The sequence below is a fragment of the Streptomyces sp. NPDC058335 genome, assembly GCF_042723915.1.
Lineage (GTDB): Bacteria > Actinomycetota > Actinomycetes > Streptomycetales > Streptomycetaceae > Streptomyces.
Map to the genome: position 1 here is coordinate 233,833 of NZ_JBHXHX010000003.1, position 24,069 is coordinate 257,901.

Annotated in this window: 19 protein-coding genes and 1 pseudogene; 12 read left to right on the top strand and 8 right to left on the bottom strand. The window is 72.3% G+C overall.

Annotated features, from left to right (window positions below):
- Window positions 1–45 precede the first annotated feature (45 nt).
- Complete coding sequence (locus ACFWJX_RS06875) at window positions 46–1,581, bottom strand: MFS transporter (RefSeq protein WP_383237928.1); 1,536 nt, start codon at window positions 1,579–1,581, stop codon at window positions 46–48.
- Window positions 1,582–1,677: 96 nt separating this feature from the next.
- On the opposite strand from ACFWJX_RS06875, the gene ACFWJX_RS06880 reads away from it, so the two are divergent.
- Window positions 1,678–2,262, top strand: a complete 585-nt coding sequence (locus ACFWJX_RS06880) for a TetR/AcrR family transcriptional regulator (RefSeq protein ID WP_383237931.1) — start codon at window positions 1,678–1,680, stop codon at window positions 2,260–2,262.
- On the opposite strand, the gene ACFWJX_RS06885 is transcribed toward ACFWJX_RS06880, so the two are convergent.
- The 5 genes from ACFWJX_RS06885 to ACFWJX_RS06905 all read right to left on the bottom strand — a co-directional run bounded on the left by ACFWJX_RS06885 (window position 2,237) and on the right by ACFWJX_RS06905 (window position 8,482).
- The gene (locus tag ACFWJX_RS06885; protein ID WP_383237933.1) at window positions 2,237–2,929 is read right to left on the bottom strand and encodes an ATP-binding cassette domain-containing protein; all 693 of its coding nucleotides are present in this window, start codon (window positions 2,927–2,929) and stop codon (window positions 2,237–2,239) included. The two genes, ACFWJX_RS06880 and ACFWJX_RS06885, sit on opposite strands and share 26 nt — an antisense overlap.
- A complete protein-coding gene (locus tag ACFWJX_RS06890; RefSeq protein ID WP_383237936.1) occupies window positions 2,926–3,933 on the bottom strand; it encodes an ABC transporter ATP-binding protein in 1,008 nt (335 codons plus the stop codon). Before ACFWJX_RS06890 ends, ACFWJX_RS06885 begins: the two co-directional genes overlap by 4 nt.
- Window positions 3,918–5,672 (bottom strand): ABC transporter permease subunit, encoded by a 1,755-nt coding sequence (locus ACFWJX_RS06895; RefSeq protein ID WP_383237939.1) that lies wholly within the window; start codon window positions 5,670–5,672, stop codon window positions 3,918–3,920. The genes ACFWJX_RS06890 and ACFWJX_RS06895 overlap by 16 nt, the downstream gene beginning before the upstream one ends.
- Window positions 5,669–7,168 carry an ABC transporter substrate-binding protein gene (locus tag ACFWJX_RS06900; protein WP_383237942.1) on the bottom strand — a complete coding sequence of 500 codons (1,500 nt, stop codon included), beginning with the start codon at window positions 7,166–7,168 and terminating at the stop codon, window positions 5,669–5,671. The genes ACFWJX_RS06895 and ACFWJX_RS06900 overlap by 4 nt, the downstream gene beginning before the upstream one ends.
- A 126-nt stretch (window positions 7,169–7,294) precedes the next feature.
- A complete protein-coding gene (locus ACFWJX_RS06905; protein WP_383237944.1) occupies window positions 7,295–8,482 on the bottom strand; it encodes a PucR family transcriptional regulator in 1,188 nt (395 codons plus the stop codon).
- 164 nt (window positions 8,483–8,646) lie between these two features.
- On the opposite strand from ACFWJX_RS06905, the gene ACFWJX_RS06910 reads away from it, so the two are divergent.
- The 3 genes from ACFWJX_RS06910 (at window position 8,647) to ACFWJX_RS06920 (ending at window position 12,308) form a co-directional block, all read left to right on the top strand.
- Window positions 8,647–9,573, top strand: a complete 927-nt coding sequence (locus tag ACFWJX_RS06910) for a proline dehydrogenase family protein (RefSeq protein ID WP_383237947.1) — start codon at window positions 8,647–8,649, stop codon at window positions 9,571–9,573.
- Window positions 9,574–9,739: 166 nt separating this feature from the next.
- The gene (gene pruA / locus ACFWJX_RS06915) at window positions 9,740–11,371 is read left to right on the top strand and encodes an L-glutamate gamma-semialdehyde dehydrogenase (protein WP_383237950.1); all 1,632 of its coding nucleotides are present in this window, start codon (window positions 9,740–9,742) and stop codon (window positions 11,369–11,371) included.
- 76 nt (window positions 11,372–11,447) lie between these two features.
- Entirely contained in the window at window positions 11,448–12,308 is an 861-nt protein-coding gene (locus ACFWJX_RS06920; RefSeq protein ID WP_383237953.1) for an alpha/beta fold hydrolase, read from the top strand.
- Between the two features lie 39 nt (window positions 12,309–12,347).
- Here the strand turns inward: ACFWJX_RS06920 and ACFWJX_RS06925 are convergent.
- Window positions 12,348–12,708: pseudogene (locus ACFWJX_RS06925) on the bottom strand (NADP-dependent oxidoreductase); the annotation flags it as partial.
- A gap of 302 nt (window positions 12,709–13,010) precedes the next feature.
- On the opposite strand from ACFWJX_RS06925, the gene ACFWJX_RS06930 reads away from it, so the two are divergent.
- The 8 genes from ACFWJX_RS06930 to cimA all read left to right on the top strand — a co-directional run bounded on the left by ACFWJX_RS06930 (window position 13,011) and on the right by cimA (window position 22,136).
- Entirely contained in the window at window positions 13,011–13,142 is a 132-nt protein-coding gene (locus ACFWJX_RS06930; protein ID WP_099935881.1) for a hypothetical protein, read from the top strand.
- Between the two features lie 358 nt (window positions 13,143–13,500).
- The gene (locus ACFWJX_RS06935) at window positions 13,501–14,544 is read left to right on the top strand and encodes a 3-isopropylmalate dehydrogenase (RefSeq protein ID WP_383237955.1); all 1,044 of its coding nucleotides are present in this window, start codon (window positions 13,501–13,503) and stop codon (window positions 14,542–14,544) included.
- A 246-nt stretch (window positions 14,545–14,790) separates the two neighbouring features.
- Window positions 14,791–15,879 (top strand): branched-chain amino acid aminotransferase, encoded by a 1,089-nt coding sequence (locus ACFWJX_RS06940; RefSeq protein ID WP_383237958.1) that lies wholly within the window; start codon window positions 14,791–14,793, stop codon window positions 15,877–15,879.
- A 198-nt stretch (window positions 15,880–16,077) separates the two neighbouring features.
- Window positions 16,078–16,878 carry an urease subunit gamma gene (gene ureA, locus ACFWJX_RS06945; RefSeq protein WP_383237961.1) on the top strand — a complete coding sequence of 267 codons (801 nt, stop codon included), beginning with the start codon at window positions 16,078–16,080 and terminating at the stop codon, window positions 16,876–16,878.
- Window positions 16,875–18,545, top strand: a complete 1,671-nt coding sequence (locus tag ACFWJX_RS06950) for an urease subunit alpha (RefSeq protein ID WP_383237964.1) — start codon at window positions 16,875–16,877, stop codon at window positions 18,543–18,545. The genes ureA and ACFWJX_RS06950 overlap by 4 nt, the downstream gene beginning before the upstream one ends.
- Window positions 18,546–18,556: 11 nt before the next feature.
- Window positions 18,557–19,594: an agmatine/peptidylarginine deiminase gene (locus tag ACFWJX_RS06955; protein WP_383237967.1), complete on the top strand. Its 1,038-nt coding sequence runs from the start codon at window positions 18,557–18,559 to the stop codon at window positions 19,592–19,594.
- 19 nt (window positions 19,595–19,613) lie between these two features.
- Window positions 19,614–20,225, top strand: coding sequence for a TetR/AcrR family transcriptional regulator (locus tag ACFWJX_RS06960; RefSeq protein ID WP_383237970.1), 612 nt, complete (start codon window positions 19,614–19,616; stop codon window positions 20,223–20,225).
- A gap of 282 nt (window positions 20,226–20,507) precedes the next feature.
- Window positions 20,508–22,136, top strand: coding sequence for a citramalate synthase (gene cimA / locus ACFWJX_RS06965; protein ID WP_383237972.1), 1,629 nt, complete (start codon window positions 20,508–20,510; stop codon window positions 22,134–22,136).
- Between the two features lies 1 nt (window position 22,137).
- On the opposite strand, the gene ACFWJX_RS06970 is transcribed toward cimA, so the two are convergent.
- Window positions 22,138–24,003: a ricin-type beta-trefoil lectin domain protein gene (locus tag ACFWJX_RS06970; RefSeq protein ID WP_383237975.1), complete on the bottom strand. Its 1,866-nt coding sequence runs from the start codon at window positions 24,001–24,003 to the stop codon at window positions 22,138–22,140.
- Between the last annotated feature and the right edge of the window lie 66 nt (window positions 24,004–24,069).

Consider the following 24,069-nt stretch of genomic DNA (forward strand, 5'->3'; position numbering starts at 1 on the left):
CTGCCGCCCCCAGACCCCCGCTTCGGCCCCGAACGGGCCTCGTCCTCAAACGCCGGACGGGCTGAGATGCTCGTCCGGCGTTTTCTTGCACTTTGGCACCTGCAACCGCCGCAGGCTGATCGCCGCCAGCACCGCCGCCCCCAACAGCAGCACCGCCCCGGCGATCGCCGCCCCGTTCATCCCGCTCGTGAACGCCTCCCGGGCCACCGTCGCCAGTCCCGGCACCTGATCGGCGAGTGCCAGCGCCCCGCCCAGCGTCTCCCTCGCGACATCCGGGGCCGACGACGGCATCTCGTGGCGGTAGACCGCCGTGCCGATGGAGCCGAGGACGGCCATGCCCAGGGCGCCGCCGAACTCCGTGCCGGTCTCCATCAGGGAGGACGCGGTGCCCGCCCGTTCCACGGGGGCGGTGCCCAGCGCGAGGTCCATGATCTGGGACATCACCATCACGATGCCGGACGCGAGGACCCCGCACGCGGCCAGCACCAGCCACATCGCGTCCGAGCCGGCCAGGGCCAGCATGCCGTAGCCGCTCGCGGCGATCGCGAAGCCGGCCGTGACCACGTGGGCGCGGTGCACGCCCTTCTGTACGAGCTGGGTCGCCAGTGGGGCCGCGGCGCCGATCGGCACCGAGGGGAGCAGGGCCCACAGGGCCGCCTCCAGCGCGCTCTTGTCGAGCACCGACTGGATGTACTGGGTGGTGAAGTAGGCCGAGCCCATCATCCCGAACGCGGAGACCAGGTTCAGGGCCACGGCAGGGCCGAAGCCACGGCCGCGGAACAGGGCCGGGGAGATCATCGGGGAGGCCGAGGTGCGCTGGCGGTGGACGAACAGCGCCGCGAACAGCAGGCCGACGGTGACGGAGAGGACGTAGCGCACGTTCCAGCCCTCGGAGGGGATCTCCTTGAGGCCGTAGACCACGGGGAGGACGGCGGCCATCGAGAGGGGGACGCTCGGCCAGTCGAAGCGGCCGGGGTCCGGGTCGCGTGACTCGGGGAGCAGGGTCGGGCCGAGGACCAGCAGCAGGACCATCGCGGGCAGGTTGACCAGGAAGACCGAGCCCCACCAGAAGTACTCGACCAGCACGCCGCTCAGCACCGAGCCGAGAGCGACGCCCGCCGTCATCACGCCGGACCACAGCGCGATCGCCTTGGCCCGCTGGCCGGCGTCGGTGAACATCGTGCGGATCAGCGCCATCGTGGACGGCATCAGGGTCGCGCCGCCGATGCCGAGGACCGCGCGGGCCAGGATCAGGGTCTCGGCGCTGTCGGCGTAGGCCGCGGCGAGGGAGGCGGCGCCGAACGCGGCCGCGCCGATCAGCAGCAGTCGGCGGCGGCCGATGCGGTCGCCCAGCGAGCCCATGGTCATGAGCAGGCCCGCCAGGACGAAGCCGTAGATGTCGAAGATCCACAGCTGCTGGGTGCCGGTCGGCTCCAGATCGGCGCTGATCGCCGGCACGGCGAAGTAGAGGACGGAGACGTCCATCGAGACCAGGAGCAGCGGAAGCATCAGCACGCCGAGGGCGGTCCATTCGCGGCGCCCGGCGCGAAGGCCCGGTGAGGTGCTCGTCGAGTTCGTCATGACGGTGACTGTACGAGCGTCTTATACGTCTGTCTAGAACGAACGTATAAGTCATGCGTCTAGGACGGCTGTATGGATCGGGGGTACGCTGACCGCATGGGACACCGTGAGGATCTGCTCGAGGGCGCCAAGCGCTGCCTGCTGGAGAAGGGCTTCGCGCGCACCACCGCGCGGGACGTCGTCAAGGAGTCGGGGACCAACCTGGCCTCGATCGGCTACCACTACGGCTCGAAGGACGCGCTCCTGGCGCAGGCCTACGTGTCACTGGTCGAGGGGATGGGCGACGCCTTCGAGGGGGACGGCGGCGCGGGACCCGCCGGGGAGCCCGGCTCGCTCGAACGTTTCCGCTCGGTCTGGGCGAACATCATCGGCACCATGCGGGAGCCCGGCTCGCTGTGGCGGCTCAGCATGGAGATCCTCGTCATGGGCGACAAGCTGCCCGAGGTCCGCGACCATCTCTCGCGGGCCCAGCGGGAGGCCGGACGCGGTCTGATCCCGCTGCTCATGGGCGGCCGCGAGGAGGACGTGTCCGACGAGACCGCGGACACCGTCGGCCTGTTCTACGTGACCCTGATGACCGGCCTCATCGCGCAGTGGTCCTTCGATCCGAAGACCGCCCCCGAGGCGGACCAGCTCGCGGAGGGGCTGCGCCAGGTCATCGCGGCGGCGACGAAGGACTGACCCGCCCGTCGCGCATCCGCACCACCCGGTCCGCGAAGTGCCGCACCACTGCCCGGTCGTGGCAGATGAACAGATAGCCGAGGCCCAGGTCGTCCTGGAGGTCGGCCAGCAAATTCAGGACCCCCGCGCGGACCGACGGGTCCAGGGCCGACACCGGTTCGTCGAGGACCAGCAGGCGCGGCTCGGAGGCGAGTGCGCGGGCGATGCCGGCGCGCTGGCACTGCCCGCCGGAGAGTTCGTGGGGGCGGCGGTCGCCGTACGACGGGTCGAGGCCGACGCGGTCGAGGAGTCCGGCCACGCGCGCGGGGCCGTCGGCGTCGGTCCAGCGGCCCTGGACCTTGAGGGGTTCCGCCACCGCGTCGCGGATGCGGTGGCGGGGGTTGAGGGAGCCGTAGGGGTCCTGGAAGACCGGCTGCATACGGGGACGCAGGGGACGCAGCTCGCGTTCGGTGAGGGTCGTCAACTCCCGGCCCTCGAAGCGGACTTCGCCCGCGTCGGGGCGGCGCAGCTGGAGAACGGCCAGGGCCGTTGTCGACTTGCCGCAGCCGGACGGGCCGTCGAGGGCGAGGGTCTCGCCCGCCGCCAGGGCGAAGGAGACGCCGTCCACGGCGGTGACGGTCCCGTAGCGGACCACGAGATCGCGCACGTCGAGCAGTGGTGCGGTCATGCCGGTCGTCCTTCCCCGAACAACGTGACGGTGTCGGCGGGGACTTCGTCCGCCCGGTGGCAGGCGACGAGCCGCCCGTCCACCGTCCGGGGCTCCGGTTCCTCGATACGGCACACGTCCGCCGCCAGCGGGCAGCGGGGCGCGAAGGCGCAGCCGGGCGGCAGGGCGCCCGGCGCCGGGGGCGTGCCGGGGAGGGTGGGCAGCCTGCGGCGCCGGGCGCCGTCCTGGGGGAGGGAGGCGAGGAGCCCGGCGGTGTAGGGGGCGCGCGGACGGTCCAACACCTCTGCCGCAGCGCCGAGTTCGCTCATCCGTCCCGCGTACATCACCAGCACGCGGTCCGCGTGGTCGCGTACGACGTCCAGGTCGTGGGTGACGAGGAGCAGGGCGGCGCCGACCGCCTCACGCTGTTCGGCGAGCACCCGCAGCACCTGCTCGCGGCGCTCGGCGTCCAGCGCGGTGGTCGGCTCGTCGGCGACCACCAGGTCCGGTTCGCCCAGCATCGCCATCGCGATCACCGCCCGCTGGCGCATCCCGCCGGAGTACTCGTGCGGATACGCCCGCGCCCGCCGGGCGGCGTCCGGGATGCCCACCCGGTCCAGCGCGGCGACGGCACGCGCACGGGCTTCGGCGCGGGAGACGCGGTGCAGCGACCGTACGGCGGCGGCGAGCTGGTCGCCGACGGGGTGCACGGGGGAGAGGGCGGACAGGGCGTCCTGCGGCACGAGCGAGACACGGCGGCCGCGGGCGGCGGCGAGGTCCGCGGAACCGTCCAGCCGGATCTGCCCGCTCATGGTCGCGCCCCGCGGGAGCATCCCGAGCAGGGCCCGCGCGGTGAGGGACTTGCCCGCCCCCGACTCCCCGACCAGCGCGAGGACTTCACGGGGGCGGACGTCGAAGGAGAGACCGCGTACGGCCTCGGTGCCGCCGAAGGAGACACGGAGGTCGCGGACCGAGAGCAGGCCGGTGTGCCGTACCGGCGGCGCCTCCGTCACCTCAGACTCCACCGGGAGCCCCCTTTCCGGGAGTTCGGTGCGACGCCCTGCGCGTACGCCGCCCCGGACACCGCCAGCCCCGCCAGCAGGGCCAGGGCGATCGCCGGGGACAGGGCGGCCCACGGGGCGCGTTCCACATAGGCGCGGGACTCGTCCAGGAGGAGCCCCCACTCGGGGGCCGGAGGCTGGGCACCGAGGCCGAGGAAGCCCAGGGAGGCCAGGGCGAGGGCGATGCCGGGCAGGCGGAGGAGGGCGTGCCGGGCGACGGGCGCGGCCACCGTGGGCAGGACGTGCCGGGTGAGGATCCACGACGGGGGCGCGCCGATGGCCCGTTGGGCGGTGAGGAACCCCGACGCCCGCACCTCCTGCACCAGCGCCGCCGCGTGTGCGGCCAGTGGCGGCCAGGAGATCAGCGCGACCGCGAGGGCCGCTCCACCGGTGCCGGGGCCCGAGACGGCCGCGACCAGGATGCCGACGATCACCGGGGGCAGCGCATTGGCGATGTCCGCCGCCCCGGCCGCGACCCCGGGCAGGAAGCCCAGCGCGAGGGAGAGCACCAGGCTGAGCAGACAGACGGCCGCCGCCGTGCCGACCGTCGACGCGGCGCCGTGTCCGAGGCGGGCCAGGACGTCCCGGCCGAGTCCGTCGCTGCCGAGCGGATGCGCCCAGGAAGGCGGGGCCAGTCGGGCCGCCGTGTCCACCGCGTACGGGTCGCGCAGCAGGCCCCAGCCGATCGCCGTGGCGAGCAGCGTGGCCAGGGTCAGCGGGATCGCGGGATGGGCGCGGACCGGCAGCGGGGGCGGCAGCGCCAGCGAGGCGTCCCGCAGGGCGGGGCCCAGGAGCCGCCGCCGTACGAGAGCCGACAGCGCGCCGGTGGCCAGGCCGAGGAGCAGCAGGGCCAGGACCGCGCCCTGGAGCAGCGGCAGGTCCTGCGACTTGGCCGCCCCCAGCGCCGTACGGCCGATGCCGGGGACCGCGAACACCGTCTCCACGGCGACCGCGCCACCGGTCAGACCGACCGCGGCCATACCGAACTGCGGGACCAGGGGCGGGAGTACGCGGCGCAGCGCGGCGGCCGAGACGCGGGCGCGGCTCACTCCGGCGCCCCGCCACAGCTCGACCCACCGCTCCTCCAGGACGGCCGGCAGCGCGTCCGCGACGAGGCGGCCGAGCAGACCGCCCGCCGGGACGCCGAGCGCGACGGCGGGCAGCACCATGGACGAGGGGCCGTTCCAGCCGGACGTCGGCAGCCAGCCCAGCCACACCCCGCACACCAGCAGCCCGACCGTGGCCAGCAGGAACTCCGGCACGGCCGCCAGCATCGCGGCGCCGGCGCCGGCCGACGCCCGCCCGCGCGCCAGCACCGGTGCGACGAGCGCGACGCCGAGCAGCACCGCCACGCCGAACGCCGCGCCCATCAGGGCCAGCGACACCTGGAGCCCGGCCAGTACGGAGGGCCCCACGTCGGTGCCGGACACCCAGGAGAGCCCGAGGTCGCCGCGGACCAGGCCGGCCGCCCAGCCGCCCAGCAGGGACAGCGGACCGGCGTCCAGGCCGAGGTCACGGCGTACGGCGTCCAGGGCCTCCCGTGTGGGTTCCTGCTCGGCGGAGCGGGCCCGCAGGACGGACAGGGCGGGGTCGCGGCCCGACAGCCAGGGCAGCAGACCGACGGCGGCGACGACCGCGAGGAGGGACAGGGACCGGGTCGACCCGGCGGCGCCGGGCCACAGCCGACGGGCGGCGGGTTTCACTTGACGTGGGTGGCGGCCGTGACGAGTTCCCGCTCGCGCGGGTCGTGGGCGGCGCCGACGACCCCGGCCGCGTCGCCCTGGATGACCCGCTCGTGCAGCATCGGCACGGCGGCGTCGGTCGCGAGGACGGCGGCCTCGGCGGCGATGACGGCCTTGCGGCGGGCGTCACCGGCGGGCGTCGCGCCTGCCTTCCTCAACTGGGCGTCCACCGAGGGGTCTTTGAGCTGGGCGATGTTGAAGGAGCCGTCGGAGGCGAAGTCGCTGTGGAGGTAGGCGGCCGGGTCACCGGAGTCGAGGACGGTCGCGCGGGACAGGATGAACGCGTCGAACTCGCCCGCCAGCGCGTCGGATTCGATGTTGGCGTACTCGCGCACGTCCAGCTTCACCGTGAACCCCGCCTTCTGGAGCTGCTGTTGCAGCGCGGCGGCGACCTCGGGGAGTTCGGCGCGGTCGGTGAACGTGCCGATGGTGACGGTCCGCCCCGCCGGGTCGCCCGCCTTCGTCCGGGTGACCGGTGTGCGCAGCCCGGCCGCCCACGGCAGCGCCGGGCCGAGCAGGCCCTCGGCGACGTCGGCGCGGCCCTCGTAGACGCCGTTCACGATCGACTCGGCGTCGATCGCCTCACGGGCGGCGGCGCGCAGCGAGGCGTCCTTGAAGGCGCCCTTCCCGGTGTTGAGGTACAGGGTGTTGGTGCGCGGCATGGGCACCTCGGTGACGAGGTCCTCGTCGAGCAGCGCGGCCTGGGAGACGGGGACCGCCTCGACGATGTCGGCCTCGCCGCTGCGCAGGGCGGCGGCACGGGCGGTGCCGTCGGGCACGAACCGCACGTCGATGCCGGGGGCCTTCGCCTTGCCGCCCCAGTAGGCGTCGTAGCGGTCGAGGGTGGCGGACGAGGTGCCGTTGACCTTCGTCAGTTCGAAGGGGCCGGTGCCGGCGCCGACCGGGTTCACGGTCTTGCCCGTGTACGCCTTCGCGGCGAGGACCGCCAGCTGCGGCGAGCTGAGCCGCTGCGGGACCAGCGGGTCATCGGCGGCGGTCGTCACGGTGACGGTGTCGGCGTCGGCGGCCTTCGCGGTCAGCTCGACGCCGTCCAGGATGCGGGGCTTGGGGGAGGCGCCGGCGGCCCGGGTGAGGGAGCGTACGACGGCCTCGGCGTCGAGCTTCGTGCCGTCGTGGAAGGTGACGCCGTCGCGTATCTCGAACCTCCAGGTCCGGCCGTCGCGCTGCCAGCCGGTGGCGAGCGCGGGCTGGGCGTCACCGGCCGCGTCCAGCTTGACCAGGGTCTCGGCGGTGGACCAGCGCGAGAGCTTGAAGGCGTCGTCGGACAGCGGGGACAGGCCCGAGCGCGGCGGCTGCATCATCGCGAGCCGCACCCGCTTTCCGTCCGCGCCGCCGGACCCGGCAGTGGTCCCGTCACCGGAGAAGCAGCCGCTGAGCAGCGCGGAGGCGGCCGCGAGGGCCGGTACGGGGAGCAGGCGGCGGGCGGGCAGGCGCACGGAACACTCCGGAGAGGGGTCGTCAAACGTTCAAGGGGTGCGCCGACCGTAACACGATGACAATCGTTTTCAGTAGACGGGGTCGCGCCGGTGAGCGAAGGGCCGTGCCGGTGGGTGGCACGGGTCTCAGAGCCGCTGCGCCTTGAGCGCCATGTGCAGCAGCAGCCGGTCCTCGCCGTCGTCCAGGTCCAGGCCCGTCAGCTGCTCCACCCGCGACAGCCGGTAGTACAGCGTCTGCCGGTGGATGCCCAACTCCGCCGCCGTACGGCCCGCCTGACCCGCACAGTCCAGGTACACCTCGGCGGTGCGGGCCAGTTCACGATGGGCGGGGGTCGACAGGGCCTGTACGGCGGGGTCCTGGGCGGAGCCGGGCGGCAGCGAGGTCAGCAGACGGTAGGGGCCGATCGACGCCCACTCGGCGGTCGGGCCCAGGCGCGGCTCCGCCAGTGCCGCCCGCGCCGCCGCCGACGCCTCCTGCCAGGCGGGCCCCAGCTCCGCGAGGCCGGGCCGCCCCGCCGCGATCCCGGCCGCGCCCGCCCCGCCGGTCCGCTCCAGCAACCGCGCCGCCGCCGAGGTCGCCGGGGTCAGGGTGTCCGTCGAGCGCAGCCGGACCAGCACGGCGAGGCACTGGCCGCTCACCCCCCACGGCACCGTGCACAGAGCCTCCGCGCCGGGCAGGGTGCGCAGGGACGGCGCCTCGTCCGGGTCGGCCGACGGCCAGGGCGCCACGCACACCACCGTATGAGGGCCGTCCGCGCGGGTGCCGAGCGCGGTGCGCAGCTCCGCCACCGCCATGTCCCGCTGCCAGCCCCGGTCGGCGGCCAGGACCGCCCGCAGCTCGCGGGTGAGGTCGGCGCCGTGCTGGGCCTCGTCGGCGAGCAGCGCGCCGATCCGGCCCGTCACCTCCATCGCGCCCGCCAGCTGGGCGTCCGAGGGTCCCTGGCCGCCGTCCAGCAGCCAGACGTAGCCGAGGACGACCCCGCGGTGGCGCACGGGGAGGCAGATGCGGCCCCGGTGGACGCCGGCCTCCGGGGCCGGCGGGATGCGGACCGGACCCGTGGCCCGCGTGATGCCGAAGCCCTCGAACCAGGTGCGGACCGCCGGAGTGGAACGCCGGGCGAGGATCGAGCGGGTGCGCACCGGGTCCAGCGCGGCGGCGTCCAGCTCGTCCTCACTGTCGTAGGCGCCGAAGGCGATCAGTTCGAAGTCGCGGTTCTCCAGGGTCGCCGGGGCGCCGAGCAGCTCCGAGATCTCGTCGACCAGTTCCTGGTACTCACCCTTGAAATCCGCCGTCACCCGGTCATTCTCCCGCATCCCCGCGGCCTCTTCATACATCTGTCTGAGATCTGCGGCACGGATGCGTGACAGCTGTCGATGGCCGACGATCGGAGGGATCCTTAGGTTTCACGGTGGTTCTCCGTGCCGTTCCCGAAACGTCGGGAAGCGGCCTCGTATGGGTTGGTATGTGGAGGTGCCCCGTGCTGGGTCCCGTGATTCTCGCCGCGTCGCGCAGCGACCGGATGCGACGCCTGATCTCGGCGGCCCCGGTGACGAAGCAGGTCGTGGACCGCTTCATCCCCGGCGAGACGGTGGACGACATCGTCCCGATCATCGAGGAGCTGACCGGGCGGGGCCTGGAGCTGACGATGGACGTCGTCGGCGAGGACATCACCACCCCCGAGCAGGCCGCCGCCGCCCGCAACGCCTACCTGGAGCTGGTGGACCGCCTCACGGAGCTCCAGCTCGGCGAACGCGTCGAGATGTCCGTCAAGCTGTCCATGTTCGGCCAAGCGCTGGAGGGCGGCCACGAGCTGGCCCTCGCCAACGTCCGCCCGGTCGTCGAGGCCGCCGCCGCCATCGGCACGACCGTCACCCTGGACGCCGAGGACCACACCACCCTCGACTCGATGTTCGCCATCCACGAGGAACTGCGGAAGGACCACCCCCAGACCGGCTGCGTCATCCAGGCCTACCTCTTCCGCACCGAGGCCGACGCCCGCCGCCTCGCCGGGGACGGCAGCCGCGTGCGCCTCGTGAAGGGCGCCTACAAGGAGCCCGCCGAGGTCGCCTACCAGCAGAAACACGAGATCGACAAGGCGTACGTCCGCGTTCTGCGCACGCTGATGGAGGGCGAGGGATACCCGATGATCGGCTCCCACGACCCGCGCCTGATCTCCATCGCCCAGGAACTGGCCCGCAAGGCCGGCCGCAAGCCCGACGAGTACGAGTTCCAGATGCTGTACGGCATCCGCGGCGAGGAACACCTGCGGCTGGCCGCGGAGGGCCACCGCATGCGCGTCTACACGGCCTACGGCACCGACTGGTACGGCTACTTCATGCGACGCCTGGCGGAGAAGCCGGCGAACCTGCGGTTCTTCCTGCGGAGCGTGATCAGCCATGGCTGACGCGACGAGGCTGTGCCGCGGTTTCGGCCGGGGGTCCGGGGGTTGTCCCCCGGGAGGGCGCGGCATGCGCCGGCTGGCGGAGAAGCCGGCGAACCCGCGGTTCTTCGTACGAAGCATGCTCACCAAGGGCTGAACCACCACCGCTCACGAAGGAGTTACGGAAACCATGGACGCTGTGACCCAGGTCCCCACCCCCGTCAATGAGCCGGTGCACGGCTACGCCCCCGGTTCGCCCGAGCGTGCCCGGCTGGAGGCCAGGCTCAAGGAGCTGGCCGACAATCCGATCGACCTGCCGATGACCATCGGCGGCGAGAAGCGGATGGGCGGCGGCGAGCGCTTCGACGTCGTGCAGCCGCACAACCACAAGGCGCGCCTCGGCACCTACGCCAACGCCACCCGGCAGGACGCGCAGGACGCCATCGACGCGGCCCTCGCCGCCGCGCCCGCCTGGCGTGCGATGGCCTTCGACGACCGTGCCGCGATCATCCTGCGCGCCGCCGAACTGCTGGCCGGCCCCTGGCGCGAGACCCTCGCGGCCTCCACCATGCTGGGCCAGTCGAAGACCGCCCAGCAGGCCGAGATCGACACCCCCTGCGAACTGGTCGACTTCTGGCGCTTCAACGTCGCCTACGCCCGCCAGATCCTCGCCGAGCAGCCCCCGGCGAACTCCCCGGGCGTGTGGAACCGGCTGGACCACCGTCCGCTGGAGGGCTTCGTCTACGCGATCACGCCGTTCAACTTCACGGCCATCGCGGGCAACCTGCCCACCGCGCCCGCGCTGATGGGCAACGTGGTGGTCTGGAAGCCGTCCCCGACCCAGACCCACGCCGCCGTGCTGCTGATGCGGCTCCTGGAGGAGGCCGGGCTGCCCAAGGGCGTCATCAACCTCGTCACCGGCGACGGCATCGAGGTCTCCGAGGTCGCCCTGGTCCACCGCGACCTGGCCGGCATCCACTTCACCGGCTCGACGAAGACCTTCCAGTACCTGTGGAAGACCGTCGGCACCAACATCGAGAAGTACCGCGCCTACCCGCGTCTGGTCGGCGAGACCGGCGGCAAGGACTTCGTCGTCGCCCACCCGAGCGCCGACCCGGCCGTGCTGAAGACCGCCCTCACCCGCGGCGCCTTCGAGTACCAGGGCCAGAAGTGCTCGGCGACCTCGCGCGCGTACATCCCGGCGTCCATCTGGAACTCCGGTTTCAAGGAGGAGTTCGCCGCCGAGGTCGACTACCTCACCATGGGCGACGTGACCGACCTGTCGAACTTCCTCGGCGCGGTCATCGACGAGCGGGCCTTCGCCAAGAACAAGGCCGCGATCGACCGCGCGAAGGCGGACCCGGCCTGCACGATCGTCGCGGGCGGCAGCTACGACGACTCGGTGGGCTACTTCGTGCGCCCGACCGTCGTCGAGTGCACCGACCCGGAGAACGAGGTCTTCACGACCGAGTACTTCGGCCCGTTCCTCGCCGTGCACGTCTACGAGGACGACCGCTACGACGAGATGCTGACGCAGATGGAGTCGGTGTCCGACTACGCCCTCACCGGGTCGGTCATCGCGGGCGACCGTGCGGCGGCGGCCTACACGATGGAGAAGCTGCGCTACGCGGCCGGCAACTTCTACATCAACGACAAGTCGACGGGTGCCGTGGTCGGACAGCAGCCCTTCGGCGGTGGCCGGGCCTCCGGCACCGACGACAAGGCGGGCGCCCCGCAGAACCTGATGCGCTGGACCCTGACCCGCGCCATCAAGGAGACGTTGGTCCCGCCGACCGACTACACCTACCCGCACATGGGCTGACGGCCCCCGCACCCCGGACGGGCCAGGTCTTCGCCGACCTGGCCCGTCGGCGTGTCCGGGCGGGCAGACTGGCCGTATGACGTGGACCGAGGAGAAGGTGACGGCCGACGACGGGGCACGGCTCTGGACGGCACGGGCGGGCGAGGGCGAGCCGCTGGTGCTGTGCCACGGCGGGCCCGGCCTGTGGGACATGTTCGACGGCGTCGGCGGTGAACTCACCGACCGGGCCGCCGTGTTCCGCTGGGACCAGCGCGGCTGCGGGCGCTCGCAGCGCAGCGACGGTCCGTGGACGACCGAACGGTTCGTGGCCGACCTGGACGCCGTACGCGACCGCTTCGGCCTGACGAAGACGGCGCTGCTCGGCCATTCCTGGGGCGCCCAGCTCGCGTTGAGCTACGCGCTCGCGCACCCGGAGCGGGTGAGCACCCTGGTCTACGTCAGCGGAACCGGCATCGGGCCCGACGCCGACTGGCACCCCGCCTACCGGGAGAACTTCCTCGCCCGGCTCGGTGAGCATCCGGAACGGCTCGCACGCTGGCGGGAGTTGACCGGCCGCCGCCTCTTCACCGACGAGGAGGCGCGGGAGCGTGCCGTGCTCCAGTGGTCCGTCGAGTTCGAGGACCGCGAGCGGGCCCTGGAACACGCCGGGCGGATGGCCGACCCCTGGTTCGGGGTGGCCGCCGAGTGCAGCAAGGTCCTCAACGAGGAACGCAAGCGCCTCTGGGGAACGCCCGCGCTGTACACCGCCTGCGCGTCCCTCGACGTACCCGTCGTGATCGTGGACGGGGCGCGGGACATCCGCCCGCGCTCGGCCGTGGACTCCCTGGAGCGGGCCCTTCCGGCGGTGCGCCGGGTGACGCTGCCGACCGCCGGTCACCTGCCGTGGGCGGAGGACCCGAAGGGCTTCCGGGAGACGGTCGCCACGGCGATCCACTGATCCACCGACCGGCTCAGCCGGCCGCGCGCACCAGGATCGCAGTCGGGTGAAACGTCCCGTGGCCGGGCCGACGCCGTCGGCCGCCGCGGAGAGGACAAGGTCGTCGCCCTCGCGGAGCCGGGCGATCCGGGCCGGCCCGACGTACGCCGTGAGCCCGTGCCACCGAGGACGCTCAGGTACGGCGAGAGCGGCACCCCCGGGTGGTGGGGGAGCCGTCCGACCTCCTCCGGGCGGGCCACCGAGTGGGTACGCCAGCCCTGGCGGTGGAACACGACGTCGCCCCGCCCTCCGGGAGCGTGGCCGGGTCGTGGGTGGCGACGATCCGGCCGAGCGTCCGCCCCTCCAGGGGCGCGTTCGACGCGAAGTCACCGTCCATCGTTTCGCGGTGGTAGGGGTCCACACCGACCACCTGCGATCCCCTACGGAAGTGCAGGTCAGCCCGGGGTGACGCGGTGCGCCGTCTCAGATAGTAGGAAGTCCGAGTAATTGTAGAGACAGGCGCGGGCTCCTCCCTTAGTTTTGTAGGAGCCGAACGTCTCGCTCGACCAAGCGAATGGCGGTCGTGAGCCGGGCCCCGCGCAGGCAACCCCTGCGGGCACCGCTCCCCGGCCCATCCGGGGGCACCTCCCACGCTCTTGACGCAGTGGGGGAGTCTCGCAATCCCCGCCGCACTCCCTGGTTCTCGAATGGAGTCGATTTCCCATGGCCGAGACGACTGTCCGCCGCCGAGTCCGCCACATCTCCCGCACGAGCGAGTCCGACCGCAAGAACGCCGCCGCGGCCCTCCAGCGCGCCCTCGACCGCCGTGACAACGGCGGCGAGACCGGCCACTGACCGACCGGCAGTCCACTGACCGACCGGCAGTCCGGGTCGCTCATCCCCTGTTCCGGGAGCCACTCCCGCACGGGGTGGGGGGGGGGGGGCGGCGCGCGGGGCGGGGGCGGCCCGCGGCCCGCCGGGGGGGGTTTTTGATTGTCGGGGTGTGGTGTGGGGGGAGGGTGTTGAGGGGTTGTTGTCGGGGGCCCCCACCCCCGTTCCGGCCCCCCCCCCCCGGCGGGGGGGGGGGGGGGGGCCCCTCGGGCTCCGGGGGCCCCCCCCCCCCACCCCGGACCGTTCACCTGTCAGGCCACCTGTCGTGTCCGTATCGCGGACGGCCCATGTCATCCCATGGGACGCCGAGTAGGGTGCTCACATGTCTCGCAGCATCAATCTCGCAGTGATCCCCGGTGACGGCATCGGCCAGGAGGTCGTGGCCGAGGGTCTCAAGGTCCTCTCCGCCGTCCTTCCGCAGGACGTGAAGCTGGAGACCAAGGAGTTCGACTTCGGCGCCCGGCGCTACCACGCCACCGGTGAGACCCTCACCGACGCCGACCTCGACGCGCTGAAGAAGCACGACGCGATCCTGCTCGGCGCCATCGGCGACCCGTCGGTGCCTTCCGGCGTCCTGGAGCGCGGCTTCCTGCTCAAGCTCCGCTTCGCCTTCGACCACCACGTCAACCTGCGGCCCAGCAAGCTGCTGCCGGGTGTGGAGACTCCCCTCAAGGGCGAGCCCGCGATCGACTTCGTGGTCGTCCGCGAAGGCACCGAGGGCCCCTACACCGGCAACGGCGGCACCATCCGCAAGGGCACCGAGCACGAGGTCGCCACCGAGGTCTCCGTGAACACGGCCTTCGGTGTCGAGCGCGTCGTGCGGGACGCCTTCGCCCGTGCCCAGGCCCGCCCCCGCAAGAAGCTCGCGCTGATCCACAAGAACAACGTGCTGACCTTCGCGGGTCACCTGTGGACCAACGTCTTCAACAAGGTGGCCGAGGAGTTCCCCGAGGTCACCACCGAGTACATGCACGTGGACGCGGCGACCATCTACCTGGTCACCCAGCCCGAGCGCTTCGACGTGATCGTCACCGACAACCTCTTCGGCGACATCATCACCGACCTCGCCGCGGCCGTCTCCGGCGGCATCGGCGTCGCCGCGAGCGGCAACATCAACCCCTCCGGCGACTTCCCGTCCATGTTCGAGCCCGTGCACGGCTCGGCCCCGGACATCGCGGGCCAGGGCAAGGCCGACCCCACCGCCACGGTCCTGTCCGTCGGCCTCCTGCTGCGTCACCTCGGCTACGAGTCCGAGGCCGCCCGCATCGAGGACGCGGTCTCCGCCGACCTCGCGGAGCGCACGGGCAAGCCGACCCGCTCCACCACCGAGATCGGCGACGCGCTCGCCGTACGAGTAGCCGGCTGACGCCCGCGCCACCTCGAAACCATTCGAAGCCGCCGGGTCGCATCCGTACCCGGCGGCTTTCGCATGTCCCCCGCCCGGTGCCACCATCGACCCTGGGCCGCCTTCCACCCTGTTTCTTCCACCGCCGATCCCGCGCGATAATCGAACGCGGAGCCGCGGAATGAGGGAATGCTCGGACGTCCCAGCACTGGGCGTACAGGAACGAAAGCGGCCCGTCACTACAACACCGGTGAAGGACAACCACTCATGACGACGCCCACGATCGAGCTCAAGCCCTCCGCCAGCCCGCTCTCCGACGCCGAGCGCACGGCGATCCTGGCGAACCCCGGGTTCGGCCGCCACTTCACCGACCACATGGTGACGATCAAGTGGACCGAGGGCCGCGGCTGGCACGACGGCCAGCTCGTTCCGTACGCGCCGATCCCGCTCGACCCGGCGACCAACGTCCTGCACTACGCCCAGGAGATCTTCGAGGGCCTCAAGGCCTACCGCCGCCCCGACGGCTCCGTGGCCACCTTCCGACCGGACCAGAACGCCAAGCGCTTCCAGCGCTCCGCCCGCCGCCTCGCCATGCCCGAGCTGCCGGTCGAGACGTTCGTCGAGGCCTGCGACGCGCTGATCCGCCAGGACCAGGACTGGGTGCCCGCGCACGGCGGCGAGGAGTCCCTCTACCTGCGCCCCTTCATGATCGCGACCGAGGTCGGCCTGGGCGTGAAGCCGGCCAACGAGTACCTCTTCCTCGTCATCGCCTCCCCGGCCGGCGCCTACTTCGCCGGCGGCGTGAAGCCGGTCTCCATCTGGGTCTCCGAGGACCGGGTCCGCGCCGTCCCCGGCGGCATGGGCGACGCCAAGACGGGCGGCAACTACGCGGCCTCCCTGCTCGCCCAGGCCGAGGCCGCCGCCAAGGGCTGCGACCAGGTCTGCTACCTCGACGCGGTCGAGCACCGCTGGATCGAGGAACTCGGCGGCATGAACCTGTACTTCGTGTACGGCGACAAGATCGTCACACCCACCCTCACCGGCTCCATCCTGGAGGGCGTCACCCGGGACTCCCTCCTCCAGGTCGCCCGCGACCTCGGCCTCCGGTCCGAGGAGAGCCGCGTCTCCCTCGAGCAGTGGCAGGCCGACGCCGCCGACGGCACCCTCACGGAGGTCTTCGCCTGCGGTACGGCCGCGGTCATCACCCCCGTCGGCACCGTGAAGCGCGCCGGCGGCGAGTGGCAGCACTCCGGCGGCGAGCCCGGCCCGGTCACCGTGCAGCTGCGCGAGGCGCTCCTCGACATCCAGCGCGGAAAGGCCGAGGACCGGCACGGCTGGATGCACGAGATCGGCTAGGTCCCACCCGGTACACGAAAGGGCCGTCCCGGACTTCTTGTCCGGGGCGGCCCTTTCACGTGCCGGCGTCACGCTTAGAGCGGCACTCGATGTGAGATGTCCCCAGACCGCCCGGCACCGCTTCCCCACCTCTCCGTCTCATGGCTAAACTGACTTAGAACGACGCTCTAAACTGAGGAATGCGAGGAGGTGTCCGGCGTGCGACTGACCCCGACGGAACGTGACCGGCTGCTGCTGTTCGGTGCCGCCGAGCTGGCCCGCGCCCGCCGCGCCCGCGGCCTCCGGCTGAACGTGCCCGAGGCGACCGCGCTGATCGCGGACACCGTCTGCGAGGCCGCCCGCGACGGTGCCAGGCTCGCCGAGGCGATCGAGCGCGCCCGTACGGCCCTCGGCCCCGACGACGTGCTGCCGGGCGTCGCCGACATCGTCACGGAGGTACACGTCGAGGCCGTCTTCGAGGACGGGTCCCGGCTCGCCGTGGTCTCCGATCCGATCGGGGGCGGCCTCGGCGCCGGGGCCCCCGGCGCGCTGCTGCCGGGGCCCGAGCACGCCGAGCCCGCGGCGGCGGTCCGGCTGACGGTCACCAACACCGCCGCCGTGCCCGTCTCCGTCACCTCGCACTTCCACTTCTTCGAGGCCAACCCCCGCCTCGACTTCGACCGCTCGGCCGCCTACGGCATGCGACTCGCCGTCCCCGCCGGGTCCTCCGTCCGCTTCGGTCCGGGCGAGCGCGGCGAGGTCGGGCTGGTCCCCATCGGGGGCGACCGGATCGCGATCGGCTTCGCCGGACTGGTCGACGGGCCGCTGGACGCGCCGGGCGCACGGGAGGAAGCCCTGCGCAGGGCCGCCGCCTGCGGATACCTGGGCGCCGCGGCGCCGGGTGTCGGGACCGAGGGCGCCGTGGCGCCGGGTGTCGGGACCGAGGCAGCCGGGATCGAGGCAGCCGAGACCCAGGCGCCCTGGACCGAGGGTGCCGAGACCGAGGGAGCCACGTCGTGAATCCGTTCGAGTACGCCGCCACGCACGGCCCGCGCGCAGGCGACCGCGTCCGGCTCGGCGACTCCGGGCTGGTGATCCGCGTCGAGTCCGACTCCCAGCGCCCCGGCGACGAGTTCCTCGCCGGGTTCGGCAAGACCGCCCGCGACGGACTGCATCTCAAGGCCGCCGCGGTGCGCGACACCTGTGATGTCGTGATCAGCAATGTCGTCGTGATCGACGCCGTGCAGGGCATCCGGAAGGTGTCCATCGGCATCCGCGAGGGGCGGATCTGCTCGATCGGGCGGGCCGGGAACCCCGACACCCTCGACGGGGTCGACGTGGTCGTCGGCACGGGGACCTCCATCGTGTCCGGCGAAGGGCTGATCGCCACCGCCGGTGCCGTCGACACGCATGTCCACCTGCTGTCGCCGCGGATCATGGAGGCCTCGCTGGCCTCCGGAGTGACCACGGTCATCGGGCAGGAGTTCGGACCGGTGTGGGGCGTGGGCGTCAACTCGCCCTGGGCGCTGCGACACGCGTTCAACGCCTTCGACGCCTGGCCGGTCAACATCGGTTTCCTCGGCCGGGGTTCGTCCTCCTCCGCGGCACCCCTCGTCGAGGCGCTCGCCGAGGGCGGCGCGTCCGGCTTCAAGGTCCACGAGGACATGGGCGCCCACACCCGCGCGCTGGACACGGCGTTGCGGGTCGCCGAGGAGCACGACGTCCAAGTCGCCCTGCACAGTGACGGTCTGAACGAGTGCCTGTCCGTCGAGGACACCCTGCGCGTGCTGGAGGGCCGCACGATCCACGCCTTCCACATCGAGGGCTGCGGCGGCGGACACGTGCCGAACGTGCTGAAGATGGCGGGCGTCGCGAACGTCATCGGCTCCTCCACCAACCCCACCCTGCCCTTCGGCCGGGACGCGGTCGCCGAGCACTACGGCATGATCGTCTCCGTCCACGACCTGAAGACCGACCTGCCCGGCGACGCCGCCATGGCCCGCGACCGCATCCGTGCCGGAACCATGGGCGCCGAGGACGTCCTGCACGACCTGGGCGCGATCGGCATCACCTCCTCCGACGCGCAGGGCATGGGCCGCGCGGGCGAGACCGTCCGCCGTACGTTCGCCATGGCCGGGAAGATGAAAGCCGAGTTCGGCGCCCCGGACGAGCACGACAACGAACGCGTCCTGCGCTACATCGCCAAGCTGACGATCAACCCGGCCATCGCGCACGGGCTGTCGCACGAGGTCGGCTCCATCGAGACCGGCAAACTCGCCGACATCGTGCTGTGGCGTCCCGAGTACTTCGGGGCCAAGCCGCAGCTCGTCCTCAAGTCGGGCTTCCCGGCGTACGGCGTCGTCGGTGACCCCAACGCGGCCACCGACACCTGCGAACCGCTCGTCCTGGGACCGCAGTTCGGCGCGTACGGCGCCACGCCCGCCGACCTCTCGGTGGCCTTCGTCGCGCGGGCCGCGCTGGACCAGGGCAACGACACGATGCCGACCCGGCGCCGCAGGGTCGCCGTCCGCGGCACCCGCGGCATCGGCCCCGCCGACCTGCGGCTCAACTCCCGTACCGGAGCGGTGGACGTCGACCAGCGCACCGGCCTGGTCACCCTCGACGGAGAGCCGGTCCGCTCGGAGCCGGCCGATTCCGTCTCCCTCAACCGCCTCTACTTCCTGTAAGGACCTGCCCGATGAGCAAGGCTGCCGCCGACGGCTTCCGGATGCCCGCCGAATGGACCCCGCACGAGCGCACCTGGATGGCGTGGCCCGGCCCCAACCCCACGTTCGACGACCCCGAGGACCTCGCCGCCTCCCGCACCGCCTGGGCCGCCGTCGCCCGTACGGTCCGCCGCTTCGAGCCGGTGACGGTGGTGTGCGGACCGGGGCGGTCGGCGGACGCACGGGAGCTGCTGGGTCCGGGCATCGACACCGTCGAGCGGGAACTCGACGACGCGTGGATGCGCGACATCGGCCCCACCTTCCTCACGAACGGCCGTGAACTGGCCGCCGTGGACTGGACCTTCAACGGCTGGGGCGCCCAGCACTGGGCCCGCTGGGAACACGACGCGAAGATCGCCGCGTACGTCTCGGACCTCGCGGAGGCCAGGACGTACGCCTCGAAGCTGGTCAACGAGGGCGGGGCGATCCACGTCGACGGCGAGGGGACGGTGCTGCTGACGGAGACCGTGCAACTCGGCCCGGAGCGCAACCCGCACTGGTCGAAGGAGGAGGTCGAGGCGGAGATCCATGCCCAGCTCGGCACCCGCAAGGCGATCTGGCTGCCGCGTGGCCTCACCGGCGACTACCCGCCACACGGCTTCGGCACCCTGGGTCATGTGGACATCGTCGCCGCGTTCGCCCGGCCCGGTGTGGTCGTGGCCCACCACCAGCCGGACCCGGCGCACCCGGACCACGAGGTGACGAAGGAGGTCATCGGCCTGCTGAAGTCGCAGACCGACGCGCGGGGCCGCCGCGTGGAGGTCGTCGAGGTGCCGGCGCCCACCGTCCTGGAGGCGGACGGCCACTGGGCCGACTACTCCTACATCAACCACTACCTCTGCAACGGCGGGGTCGTCCTGTGCGGCTTCGACGACCCGCGCGACGAGATCGCCGCGGGCATCTTCCGCCGGCTGTTCCCGGACCGCACGGTGACGCTGGTCGACGCCCGTACGATCTTTGCCGGTGGCGGTGGCATCCACTGCATCACCCAACAGCAGCCGAAGGTCTAGAAGACATGGAGGAGCCCCGATGGCCGGTGCGGCACGTGAGCGCAGACACGCCCCGCCCCGCGCGGACGTCCTCGCCGCCGCCATGGCGATGATCGCCGAGCGCGGCCTGGAGAAGCTCACCATGGCCGCGCTCGGGCGCGAGGTCGGGATGAGCAGCGGGCACCTCCTCTACTACTTCCGCTCGAAGGACGAACTCCTCCTCCAGGCCCTGGAGTGGAGCGAGGGCCGCCTCGGCGCCGAGCGCGGCCGGCTGCTGACCGGCCCGGCCACCGCCCGCGACCGGCTGGACGCCTACGTCGACCTGTACGTCCCCGACGGCCACCGCGACCCGCACTGGACCCTGTGGCTGGAGGTCTGGAACCGCTCGCAGAGCGCTGCCGCCGACGCGGACGCCCGCGACCGGCAGGCGGCCATCGAGGGCGCCTGGCACCGCGACCTCGTGGCGCTGCTCGCCGAGGGCGTCTCGCGCGGCGAGTTCCGCCCGGTCGACCCCGACCGCTTCGCCGCCCGGCTGCGGGCGCTGCTCGACGGCTTCTCCATCCATGTGGCGATCGGGCTGCGCGGCACCGACCGCGAGCAGGTCATCGGGCATGTGACGGAGTTCGTGACGGACGCCCTGCTCGCATCCTGAGACAGTCGGTGACCACCGGGCCGCCCTGTGTCAGACTCCCGTCGTGCTCTCGTTCGCCACGATTATTGGCAGCAGGCGCGCCGGTCCGCAGTGACCGCCACGTACGACCAGGTACGGGCGGCCATCGTGTCCTCGACCCGCGCGCAGACCTCTCGCTACCCGCGAGGGGTTTTTCGTTTTCCTGGCCCACCTTCAGCCGGGAGACAAGCGCGAGGGACCATGGGGGGACGGTGGAGCCGGTCATTCCGGTAGACCGAGATCCAAAACAGGAGCCTTGAGACCATGACGGAAACCAGCGAGCTCGACGACTCGTTCCACGTCTTCGACACCACCCTGCGCGACGGCGCCCAGCGCGAGGGCATCAACCTCACGGTCGCCGACAAGCTCGCGATCGCACGGCACCTGGACGAGTTCGGCGTCGGCTTCATCGAGGGCGGCTGGCCCGGCGCCAACCCGCGCGACACCGAGTTCTTCGCCCGCGCGCGGCAGGAGATCGACTTCCAGCACGCCAAGCTCGTCGCCTTCGGCGCCACCCGCCGGGCCGGCGCCAAGGCCTCGGAGGACCCGCAGGTCAAGGCCCTTCTCGACGCGGGCACCGACGTGATCACGCTGGTGGCCAAGTCGCACGACCGGCACGTGGAGCTGGCCCTGCGCACCACGCTCGACGAGAACCTGGCGATGGTCAGCGACACGGTGTCCTTCCTGAAGGCCCAGGGACGCCGCGTCTTCGTCGACTGCGAGCACTTCTTCGACGGCTACCGCGCGAACCCCGAGTACGCCAAGGCCGTCGTCCGTGCCGCCGCTGAGGCCGGCGCCGACGTGGTCGTCCTCTGCGACACCAACGGCGGCATGCTCCCCGCGCAGATCCAGGCCGTCGTCTCCACCGTCCTCGCCGACACCGGCGCCCGCCTCGGCATCCACACCCAGGACGACACCGGTTGCGCGGTCGCCAACACCCTCGCCGCCGTCGACGCGGGCGCCACCCACGTGCAGTGCACCGCCAACGGCTACGGCGAGCGCGTCGGCAACGCCAACCTGTTCCCGGTCGTCGCCGCCCTGGAGCTGAAGTACGGCAAGAAGGTGCTGCCGGAGGGACGGCTGCGCGAGATGACCCGCATCTCGCACGCCATCGCGGAGGTCGTCAACCTCACGCCCTCCACGCACCAGCCGTACGTCGGTGTATCCGCCTTCGCCCACAAGGCGGGCCTGCACGCCTCCGCGATCAAGGTCGACCCGGACCTGTACCAGCACATCGATCCCGAGCTGGTCGGCAACACCATGCGGATGCTGGTCTCCGACATGGCGGGCCGCGCCTCGATCGAGCTGAAGGGCAAGGAACTCGGCATCGACCTCGGCGGCGACCGCGAGCTGGTCGGCCGGGTCGTCGACCGGGTCAAGGAACGCGAACTGAAGGGCTACACCTACGAGGCGGCCGACGCCAGCTTCGAGCTGCTGCTGCGCGCCGAGGTCGAGGGCCGGCCCCTGAAGTACTTCGAGGTCGAGTCCTGGCGGGCCATCGTCGAGGACCGTCCCGACGGCAGCCACGCCAACGAGGCCACCGTCAAACTGTGGGCCAAGGGCGAGCGCATCGTCGCCACCGCCGAGGGCAACGGCCCGGTCAACGCCCTCGACCGGTCCCTGCGCGTGGCCCTGGAGAAGATCTACCCCCAGCTCGCCAAGCTCGACCTGGTGGACTACAAGGTCCGCATCCTGGAGGGCGTCCACGGCACCCAGTCCACGACCCGCGTCCTCATCTCCACCACCGACGGCAGCGGCGAGTGGTCCACGGTGGGCGTCGCCGAGAACGTGATCGCCGCGTCCTGGCAGGCCCTGGAGGACGCCTACACCTACGGACTGCTGCGGGCGGGGGTGACCCCGGCCGAACAGGCCGGAGTCACCGGAATCAGCTGAATCACCGCAAGGTCCACTTCTGGTTGGCGGCGCCCGTGCAGCTCCAGGTCTGGGCTCGGGCGCCGTTGACGGACGAGTTGTCCGTCACGTCGAGGCACTTGCCCGCGGCGGTGTTCACCACGTCCCCGGTGGACGCGTTGTACGTCCACCGCTGCGCACCCGAGCCGTTGCAGTCGTAGAGCTGCACCTTGGCGCCGTCGGCCGTGGACCCCGACGTCACGTCCAGGCACTTGCCGAGGGACTGGACGGAGCCGTCCGGCTGGACCGTCCACCGCTGGGCCGCCGTACCGTTGCAGTCGTAGAGCTGCACGGCGGTGCCGTTGGCGTCGGCACCGCCCGCCACGTCCAGGCACTTGCCCGCGAGGCCGACGAAGGAGCCGGCGGCGGCGCCGTCGCTCGACTGGGTGCCCGACCAGGTGAACGTCGCCGACGTCCGGCCCGGCAATGAGTAAGTGGCGTGCTGCGAGCCCCAGTTGACGGTGACCGTGCGGGCCGAGGTGGAGCCGTTGTAGGCGATCAGGGCCTTCGAACCGTCCGGGTTGCGCCAGGCCACGTTCGGCACGGCCGTCGACGCCGTCGACGCGATCCGCTGCGCGCCCGGCCGGACGAACTTGGTCAGGTGGCCCATCGTGTAGTACTCGACGGTGTAGTCGACCTGCCCGTGCCGGGAGTCCCCGTTGTGGACGGTGACCAGGCCGTCGCAGGTGCCGCAGCCGCCGTTGTGCGGTCCCCGGTTCTGGTCCACGGCCAGCGACCACTTCGTCACCGACCTCGCCCAGTTGCGGGTGTAGTCGATGATGTTCAGCATGTCCTCGCGCTGCTGGTCGGCGATCCAGGTGCCCCCCGAGTGCTCGGTGCCGAAGGCGTCCAGTTGCGGGTACTGATGGTGGACGGCCGTCTGCTTGGCGACGTCGCCGCCATAGCCGTGCCAGGCGATCCCGCCGAAGTTGGGGTGAGCGCGGACCGCCGCGTCGTCCACCGTCTGCGCCGCGTAGGCGTCGTAGGTGTCCCAGTTCCAGTCGTGCGCCAGCACCTTCGTCGGCAGCCCGGCCGCGGCGAGCTTCGGCAGCAGCTCGCTCCTGGTGAAGTACGCGAGCCCGGACGCGTTCCAGCTCATCGACGGATAGCCCGAGCAGCACGTCGGCTCGTTCTGCGCGGTGACGTACGCGACGGGTACACCCTGGTCCCGGTAGGCCTGGAGGTACTTCACGAAGTACGACGCGTAGGCGCCGTAGTGCTCGGCCTTCAGCCAGCCGCCGTTGAGCTGCCCGCTGTCCTTCATCCAGGCGGGCGCGGTCCACGGCGAGGCCATCACGGTCAGGTCCGGGTTCAGCTGACGGGCCTGTCTGGTCAGCGGCAGTACGTCCGCCAGGTCGTGCGCGAGGGAGAACCGCGCCAGCTCCGGGTCGGTCTGCCCGGCGGGCAGGTCGTCGTAGGTGTATCCGAACCGGGCCAGGTCCGAGCCGCCCATCGGATTGCGCAGGAACGACAGCCCGATGCCCTCCGTCGGCGAGAACAGCTTGCGCATGGTCGCGTCCCGCGTCGCCGGGGTGAGGGCGCCGCTGCTGTTCATCAGCCAGGCCGCGGTGTCGGTGAAGGAGGCGCCGCCGCCGGTGAAGGTCTGGTAGCGGGTGTTCTCGTCGACGGTGATGTTGTCGCCCGTGCCGCCGGCGCCGGGCTGGAAGGCGAACGGGGTCTGCGGCTGGAGCCCGCGCACGACATGGCGTCCGCCGGTGTCGTCGGTGGTGGTCAGCCAGGCGGTGACCTGTTCGCCGGCCGCCTGCGCGGGGGGTACGGCGGCGCCGAGGCCGGCCGCGGTGAGCAGCCCGGCCAGCAGCAGCCGGGCCCAGTGGGGGGAACTCCTCATGATGCCTCGCCCTTCCCTGACGGGACGTCTTGACGGGTGTGCGGGCGCTGGTTAACTCACGGCGTG

Excerpts from the sequence above, each read along its gene's own strand:
- ACFWJX_RS06875 (WP_383237928.1), bottom strand. The coding sequence starts at position 1,581 with ATGACGAACTCGACGAGCACCTCACCGGGCCTTCGCGCCGGGCGCCGC.
- ACFWJX_RS06880 (WP_383237931.1), top strand. The coding sequence starts at position 1,678 with ATGGGACACCGTGAGGATCTGCTCGAGGGCGCCAAGCGCTGCCTGCTG.
- ACFWJX_RS06885 (WP_383237933.1), bottom strand. The coding sequence starts at position 2,929 with ATGACCGCACCACTGCTCGACGTGCGCGATCTCGTGGTCCGCTACGGG.
- ACFWJX_RS06905 (WP_383237944.1), bottom strand. The coding sequence starts at position 8,482 with ATGCGGGAGAATGACCGGGTGACGGCGGATTTCAAGGGTGAGTACCAG.
- pruA (WP_383237950.1), top strand. The coding sequence starts at position 9,740 with ATGGACGCTGTGACCCAGGTCCCCACCCCCGTCAATGAGCCGGTGCAC.
- ACFWJX_RS06920 (WP_383237953.1), top strand. The coding sequence starts at position 11,448 with ATGACGTGGACCGAGGAGAAGGTGACGGCCGACGACGGGGCACGGCTC.
- ACFWJX_RS06930 (WP_099935881.1), top strand. The coding sequence starts at position 13,011 with ATGGCCGAGACGACTGTCCGCCGCCGAGTCCGCCACATCTCCCGCACG.
- ACFWJX_RS06935 (WP_383237955.1), top strand. The coding sequence starts at position 13,501 with ATGTCTCGCAGCATCAATCTCGCAGTGATCCCCGGTGACGGCATCGGC.
- ACFWJX_RS06940 (WP_383237958.1), top strand. The coding sequence starts at position 14,791 with ATGACGACGCCCACGATCGAGCTCAAGCCCTCCGCCAGCCCGCTCTCC.
- ACFWJX_RS06955 (WP_383237967.1), top strand. The coding sequence starts at position 18,557 with ATGAGCAAGGCTGCCGCCGACGGCTTCCGGATGCCCGCCGAATGGACC.
- ACFWJX_RS06960 (WP_383237970.1), top strand. The coding sequence starts at position 19,614 with ATGGCCGGTGCGGCACGTGAGCGCAGACACGCCCCGCCCCGCGCGGAC.
- cimA (WP_383237972.1), top strand. The coding sequence starts at position 20,508 with ATGACGGAAACCAGCGAGCTCGACGACTCGTTCCACGTCTTCGACACC.
- ACFWJX_RS06970 (WP_383237975.1), bottom strand. The coding sequence starts at position 24,003 with ATGAGGAGTTCCCCCCACTGGGCCCGGCTGCTGCTGGCCGGGCTGCTC.